Genomic DNA, 7,373 nt, shown 5'->3' on the forward strand with positions numbered 1-7,373 from the left:
GCCCGGCCTACCCTGGCTGTCATGGCCGGCCGCTCGGTGGCCTTCGTCAAGGGCCACGGCACCGAGAACGACTTCATCGTGCTGCCGGATTTCGACGGCGAGCTCGACGGCTCCGTCGTCCGCGCGCTCTGTGACCGCCATGCCGGGATCGGGGCGGACGGCGTCCTGCGCGTGACCCGCGACGACGCCGGCTACTTCATGGAGTACCGCAACGCCGACGGCTCGGTTGCCGAGACCTGCGGCAACGGGATCCGGGTGTTCGCCCGTTACCTCGAGCACGCCGGGCTGATCGGGACGGGGCCGACGACCATCGGCACCAGGAGCGGCCCGCGCGAGGTCGTCGTCCCGCCCGGCGGTGGTGACATCAGCGTCGACATGGGCACGGCAACCCGGCTCGAGGACGCGGAGGTGAGCATCGGTACGTCGTCCTGGAAGGCTTCGGGTTGGTCGATGGGCAACCCGCACCTGGTCGTCGTCGACGCCACACCGATCGAGTCGCTCGACCTCAGCCACGCGCCGGCCGTCGACCCGCCATCGGCGTACCCGGATGGCGTCAACGTCGAGCTGGTCGAGCCGCTTGGTGAACGGCACGTGCGGATGCGGGTCTTCGAGCGCGGCGTCGGTGAGACCCGGTCGTGCGGGAGTGGTGCGTGCGCGGCGGCGGTCGCGGTCATGGATGTGACCGGCGGCCTGCGCGCGCCGTACGTCGTCGACGTGCTCGGCGGGCGGCTGGTCGTCGACTGGCGCGGTGACGGAACGGTCGTCATGACCGGACCGGCGGTGCTGGTGGGCGCCGGCACGGTCGACCTGGACGCGCTCGCTGCCGGTTAACCGTTCGTGGCTGCCCATGGCTACGTGTCACCATGGAATCGATGACGGCCGAACCGCTTGAACCGCAAGCATTCCTCGGCCTGGAGCTCGAAGAGCGCCAGGCGCTTCGTCGTGTCCCGGGCATCTCGACCGAGCTCGCAGACGTCACCGAGGTCGAGTACCGCCAGCTGCGACTCGAGCGGGTCGTCCTGGTCGGCGTGTGGACCGAAGGCACGCTGCAGGTGGCTGAGGCTTCGATGGCCGAGCTCGCGGCGCTCGCCGAGACGGCCGGCTCGCTGGTGCTCGAGGGAGTGATCCAGCGTCGCGACACCCCCGATGCCGCCACTTTCATCGGCTCGGGCAAGGCGAGCGAGCTGCGCGAGATCGTGCTCTCGACCGGCGCCGACACCGTCGTCTGCGACGGCGAGCTCACGCCGAGCCAGCTGCGCCGGCTGGAGGACGTGGTCAAGGTGAAGGTGGTCGACCGGACCGCGCTGATCCTCGACATCTTCGCCCAGCACGCCCGCAGCAAGGAGGGCAAGGCGCAGGTCGAGCTGGCCCAGCTCGAGTACATGCTTCCGCGGCTGCGCGGCTGGGGCGAGTCGCTGTCCCGGCAGGCCGGCGGCCGGGTCGCCGGCGGCGGCGGGATCGGCACCCGCGGACCCGGTGAGACCAAGATCGAGACCGACCGGCGGCGGATCCGGGCGCGCACCGCGAAGCTGCGCCGGGAGATCGCCGGGATGAAGACCGCGCGCGAGGTCAAGCGACAGGAGCGCCGGCGGCGCTCGGTGCCGTCGGTCGTGATCGCCGGCTACACGAATGCCGGCAAGTCCTCGTTGCTCAACCGGCTCACCGATGCCGGCGTGCTGGTCGAGAACGCGCTGTTCGCGACACTCGACCCGACGGTGCGCCGGGCCGAGACGCCGGACGGTCGGCTGTACACGCTGGCCGACACGGTCGGCTTCGTGCGCCATCTGCCGCATCAGCTGGTGGAGGCGTTCCGCTCGACCCTCGAGGAGGTCGGCGAAGCCGACCTGATCCTGCACGTCGTCGACGGGTCGGACGTCGACCCGATTGCCCAGCTGGCTGCGGTCCGTGAGGTGTTCGCCGACATCGACGCCCTCGGCGTGCCCGAACTTGTGGTGGTCAACAAGGCCGATGCCGCCGACCCGCACGTGATCGAGCGCGTGCTGCGTGCCGAGCCGGCCGCGTGTGTGGTCTCGGCAGTGACGGGGAAAGGCCTGGACCGGCTGCGTGAGCGGCTCGGCGAGCGGCTGCCGCGCCCGGACGTGCCGGTCACGCTGCTCGTGCCGTATGACCACGGTGAGGTCGTTTCCCGCGTGCATGAGCACGGAGAGGTCAAGGCGGTCTCCCACACGGCCGAAGGGACCCACATGGAGGCGCGGTTGCCGGCCTGGCTGGCCGGAGAAGTCTCGGCGTACACGCTGCAGTGAGAGCCCTCGCCGGGGGGCGGATCGCGACCGGAGCGTGCCTGCTCGGCGCCGCTGTCGTGCTGGGCGTCGCGCTCGCTGCGCCGGGGGCGCTCGCCGCTGCGCACCTTCGCTCGGCCGGCAAGCCCAATCCGGTCGCCGACCCGGCGCACAACGCGACTCCGAGCTCGGCGTTCTGGTCGGCCTGCTACGGCATGGGTACCTCGGTCGCCGCCAACCGGGCGTGCGACAAGCCCGCGTTGGTCGACTTCGACAAGGTGCGCAAGAGCGAGGGCCTCGGCAAGCTGACCTTGCCCGGGGACTTCAACGAGCTTTCGGTGCGCGCGCAGCTACTGGCGATCACCGACATCGAACGCGTCGACCGGCACCGCCGTCCGGTGCTCGGCCTGTCCAAACCGCTGGACACCCTCGCCAGGCAAGGCGCGAAGGCCGACCGCGACCCCTACTTCCCGAGCCACGGGTTCTCCTCCGGCGGGTCGAACTGGGCCGGTGCGGGCAACTCCGCGCTTCTCGACGACTTCTTCTGGATGTACGACGACGGACCGAACTCCGGCAACGAGGACTGTCAGCACAAGGGCGACCCCGGTTGCTGGGGGCACCGGCACAACATCATCAACGCGTACTCGCCTCGGCTGGTGATGGGTGCGGCGGTTGCCTATAAGACGGGAACCGGTACGTCGATGACCGAGGAGTTCCTCGGCGGCGACACCGCGCACAAGGTCAACGTCAAGCCGACCTGGGCGACCATCGCGGCGACCTTCCCGCTGGCGGTGACCGTTTCGAGCAGCTCGAGCTCAGTGGCGGCGGGCAAGGCGGTCACGATCACCGGCCGGGTGACGCACAAGGTCGCCCGCATCGGCGCCGGCCATCAGCGGGTAGCTCTCGAACGGCGGATCGGTGCGGGTTCCTGGTCCACGATGGTCAAGGCGAGCACCGGCCGGCACGGCGTGGTCCACCTCGCCCTGCATCCGGCCAAGACCGCGGCGTACCGGGTCGTTGCGCTCGGCGCGCACGGCCACCATCTCGCCACGAGTGCGCCCGTGACGGTGACGGTCAGCGGCTGAGCGCTCAGCCGATCCGGCGCAGTACGGCGGTGACGCGGCCGAGAATCGTGGCCTGGTCGCCCGCAATCGGGGAGTGGTCCGGGTTCGCGGGCAGCAGCCACACGTGGCCGTCCTTGCGGCTGAAGGTCTTCACGGTCGCTTCGTTGTCCAGCAGGGCGGCGACGATCTGCCCGGGCTCGGCATCCTGCTGGCGGCTCACGACCACCCAGTCGCCGTCGGTGATCGCCGCGTCGATCATCGACTCGCCGATCACCCGGAGCAGGAACAGCTCGCCGTCGCCGACGATCTGTCGGGGAAGTGCGAAGACGTCCTCGATCGCGTGTTCGGCGAGGATCGGGCCGCCGGCCGCGATCTGCCCGACGACGGGGACGTAGGCGGGCGTCGGCCGGTCGTCGCCCTCACCGGTGACGTCGTCCGGCTCGGCCGCCGGGATCTTCACCTCGACCGCTCGCGGGCGGTTGGCGTCACGGCGCAGGAAGCCCTTGCGCTCGAGTGAGCTCAGCTGGTGGGCGACGCTCGAGGTCGAGGTGAGTCCCACCGCTTCGCCGATCTCGCGCATCGAGGGCGGATACCCACGGCGCAGCACGGAGTCCCGGATCACCTCGAGCACCTTGCGCTGGCGCGGTGTGAGCCCGGCCGCGTCCGGCGGGCCGTCGGGGATCTCGCGGACGTTCTTGGGGGCGGCCTTGGCGGTCGTCTTCACGGGGGTCTTGGCCCGCTGGCGTCCGGCCGGTGGCTCGCTGGCGTTGGTCATGCCCGCACGGTAGCGAGGCGACCGGCCGGATTCAAACACCTGTTCGAACGTGTCGTGATTGTGTCGGCCGGCCGTGTTATAACTCGTACAGGCGTTCGATCGAACGTGTATTCGATCTGGAGGTTGTGATGACGACGACGCGGGCCACTCGTTCGTCCCTGCGGCTCACCCGTCGTGGTCGGGTCGTCGCGGTGCTGGTCGTGATGCTGTCCACGGTCGTGGGCGGTTTCGGCCTGGGCCGTTCGACCAGCCTGGCCGCCGGGCGCGCGCACGCACCGGTGCGGCACACCGTCGTGGTGGAGCCGGGAGAGACCTTGTGGGCGGTCGCGCTTCGGGTGGCGCCGCACGAGGATCCCCGCTTGGCCGTGGCCGATCTCGAGCGCGCGAACCACCTGGCGAGCGCCGAGGTCGCGCCGGGGCAGGAGCTGGTCGTGCCGGCCGGCGGGTAGTCCACCGACACGCGCAAGAAACTTCGCCGGAAGTGCTTGCGTCGCGGTCCGGCCGGGTCTAGCGTCGCGCCCTACATCTTGTGTTACACCGATGTAGTTTCCCCACAGGTTGTGCCACACCCGGTCCACAGGGCATGCCGGGGTGTGGATGAACGGCACCGGACGCGGAAGGGAGGCACCGAAGCGGATGCATTGTCCGTTCTGTCGCTTTCCCGACTCCCGCGTGGTCGACTCCCGCGAGACCGAGGACGGCGCGGCGATCCGCCGCCGGCGGGCCTGCCCCGAGTGCGGCCGGCGGTTCACCACGGTGGAGACCGCCAGCCTGTCGGTGGTCAAGCGCTCCGGCGCCTGCGAGCCGTTCAGCCGGGCGAAGGTGATCGACGGTGTACGCAAGGCCTGCTCCGGCCGACCGGTGGACGAGGACGCCCTCGCCCTGCTCGGCCACCAGGTCGAGGAGACGATCCGCGCTGGCGGGCTCGCCGAGGTCCCGGCCCACGAGGTCGGCCTGGCCATTCTCGAGCCGCTGTCCCGGCTCGACGAGGTGGCCTACCTGCGGTTCGCGAGCGTCTACCGCAACTTCACCTCCCTCGATGACTTCGTGATCGAGGTGGCCGCGATCCGCGAGCAGGGCCGCCCCGATCCCGCCGCCGACCCGGCTCCCGAATCGACCCCTGAATCGGCCCGTGAATCGACCCCTGAATCCACCCTCGCGCCGGGAGTGCATCCGGCCGCCGAAGCGTTGAACTAACAGCAGCCGAAAGGACTTCGATGACCGAGACGACGAGCGGCCGGACGCACGCCGAGGCCACGACCGGGGCCGGCACCGGCCGCGGCCGACTGCGGCTGGAGCGCGTCTACACGACCCCCGGCGCGCACCCGTACGACGAGGTGAGCTGGGAGCGCCGCGACGTTGTGATGACCAACTGGCGCGACGGCTCGATCAACTTCGAGCAGCGCGGGGTGGAGTTCCCCGACTTCTGGTCGGTCAACGCGGCCAACATCGTCACCACCAAGTACTTCCGCGGCGCGGTGGGCACCGACGCGCGCGAGTCGAGCCTTCGCCAGCTGATCGACCGGGTCGTGCAGACCTACCGGCGGGCCGGTGAGGAGCACGGCTACTTCGCCACGCCCGAGGATGCCGAGATCTTCGACCACGAGCTGACGTACATGCTGTTGCACCAGGTCTTCAGCTTCAACTCACCGGTCTGGTTCAACGTCGGAACCAAGTCCCCGCAACAGGTGTCGGCGTGCCAACCGTACGACGCACTGGTCAGCACACCGGCAGGCCTGATGCCGATCGGCAAGCTGGTCGAGGAGAACGCCGTCGGCACAAAGGTCTACGACTCGGAGGGGGTCACCCGCGTGACGGCCGCCAAGCACAATGGCCGCAAGCGCGTTGTTCGGGTCGAGACGAAGGCCGGCCAGCAGCTTGACGTGACTGCGGACCACCTGGTGTGGCGGTCGAGCGGTGACCGGATCGGGAGCTTCGTTCCCGCGGGCGAGTTGCGCATCGGCGACACCGTCGAGTGGCACCGCACCTATGCCTACGGCGAGGCAGAAATCTCGATCCGCGAGATCGCCGAAGCGGCGTTGGCCGGATGGCTACAGAGCGATGGCTTCGTCGGGCAGTACACCGGGACCAATCGGTCGCTGACCATCGAAGCGATGACGGTGACCGCCGCTGAGCTCGAGTGGGTCACCCGCCAGCTCGACGTCGTGTTCCCCGACGTGCATCGCCACGAGCGAGGAGTGGTCACTGAGGACACATCGCTCGACTGCCGGCGGACCCGCCTCTACGGGAACGGTCTCGCGGAGTTCGTCGAGGGTTGGGGATTGCGCGCTCGCGGGACCGAGATGACCGTTCCGGAGCGGCTGTTCGCGGCACCGCTGCCCGTCGTCACCGCGTACCTGCGGAGCCTGTTCCAGGCCGAGGGTTACGTGAGCCGTCGAGAGAGCTCAACACTGGTCGGCCTGGACATGATCGGCGAAGATCTGATTCGCGGAGTGCAGGCGTTGCTGGCTCGGTTCGGCATCTTTGCTCGGGTCGGACGCAAGACTGAGAAGCGCTCGAACCGTCATGACACGTGGGGCATTCGGATCCAGAACGACGGTGACCGGCAGATCTTCGCCGAGGAAATCGGCTTCATCGATCCGGTCAAAGCTGCGAAGCTCGAAGCTTCCTTCGACGTTGCGGGTCGCCCGGCGCGCGGAACGAAGCGACTTCAGATCGCATCGATCGTCGATCGCGGAGAGCTGGATGTCTACGACATTCAGACCGAGTCCGGGGAGTACCTCTCGGCAGGCCTGCGCGTGCACAACTGTTTCATCCTTGCCGTCGACGACACGATGGACTCGATCCTGAACTGGTATCGAGAAGAGGGCTTGATCTTCAAGGGCGGCTCCGGCGCGGGCCTGAACCTGTCACGGATCCGGTCGTCAAAGGAGCTGCTGTCCTCCGGCGGGACCGCGAGCGGGCCGGTCAGCTTCATGCGCGGCGCCGACGCCTCGGCCGGCACGATCAAGTCCGGCGGCGCGACCCGGCGCGCGGCGAAGATGGTCATCCTCGACGTCGACCACCCCGACATCGAGGAATTCGTGCAGACCAAGGCGCGCGAAGAGGACAAGATCCGTGCGCTGCGTGACGCCGGGTTCGACATGGACCTCGGCGGCCAGGACATCGTCTCGGTGCAGTACCAGAACGCCAACAACTCGGTGCGGGTCAACGACGAGTTCATGCGCGCGGTCGAGGAGGGTCGCGAGTTCGGGCTGCGTGCCCGGCACAGCGGTGAGGTCGTCGAGACCGTCGAGGCCAAGAACCTGTTCGCCTCGATCGCGAAGGCGGCCT

7 protein-coding genes are annotated in these 7,373 nt (G+C 69.3%); 6 read left to right on the plus strand and 1 reads right to left on the minus strand.

The window, feature by feature from the left end; genetic code table 11:
* Positions 1–21: 21 nt before the first annotated feature.
* From dapF to VME70_15735, 3 genes are read left to right on the plus strand one after another with little or no spacing between them, the layout of a single operon-like run.
* Entirely contained in the window at positions 22–831 is an 810-nt protein-coding gene (gene dapF / locus VME70_15725; protein HTW21644.1) for a diaminopimelate epimerase, read from the plus strand.
* 41 nt (positions 832–872) lie between these two features.
* A complete protein-coding gene (gene hflX, locus VME70_15730) occupies positions 873–2,264 on the plus strand; it encodes a GTPase HflX (GenBank protein HTW21645.1) in 1,392 nt (463 codons plus the stop codon).
* Complete coding sequence (locus tag VME70_15735; GenBank protein HTW21646.1) at positions 2,261–3,325, plus strand: hypothetical protein; 1,065 nt, start codon at positions 2,261–2,263, stop codon at positions 3,323–3,325. Before hflX ends, VME70_15735 begins: the two co-directional genes overlap by 4 nt.
* A gap of 4 nt (positions 3,326–3,329) precedes the next feature.
* On the opposite strand, the gene lexA is transcribed toward VME70_15735, so the two are convergent.
* A complete protein-coding gene (gene lexA / locus VME70_15740) occupies positions 3,330–4,079 on the minus strand; it encodes a transcriptional repressor LexA (protein ID HTW21647.1) in 750 nt (249 codons plus the stop codon).
* Between the two features lie 128 nt (positions 4,080–4,207).
* Here lexA and VME70_15745 point away from each other — a divergent pair, with 128 nt between their 5' ends.
* From VME70_15745 to VME70_15755, 3 genes are all read left to right on the plus strand, one after another.
* Positions 4,208–4,528, plus strand: a complete 321-nt coding sequence (locus VME70_15745) for a LysM peptidoglycan-binding domain-containing protein (protein HTW21648.1) — start codon at positions 4,208–4,210, stop codon at positions 4,526–4,528.
* Positions 4,529–4,715: 187 nt separating this feature from the next.
* Positions 4,716–5,276 carry a transcriptional regulator NrdR gene (gene nrdR, locus VME70_15750; protein ID HTW21649.1) on the plus strand — a complete coding sequence of 187 codons (561 nt, stop codon included), beginning with the start codon at positions 4,716–4,718 and terminating at the stop codon, positions 5,274–5,276.
* Positions 5,277–5,296: 20 nt separating this feature from the next.
* Positions 5,297–7,373, plus strand: a 2,077-nt coding sequence (locus tag VME70_15755; protein ID HTW21650.1) for an LAGLIDADG family homing endonuclease, incomplete at its 3' end; no start/stop codon positions are given.

This window comes from Mycobacteriales bacterium (genome assembly GCA_035504215.1).
Classification (GTDB): Bacteria; Actinomycetota; Actinomycetes; order JAFAQI01; family JAFAQI01; genus DATAUK01.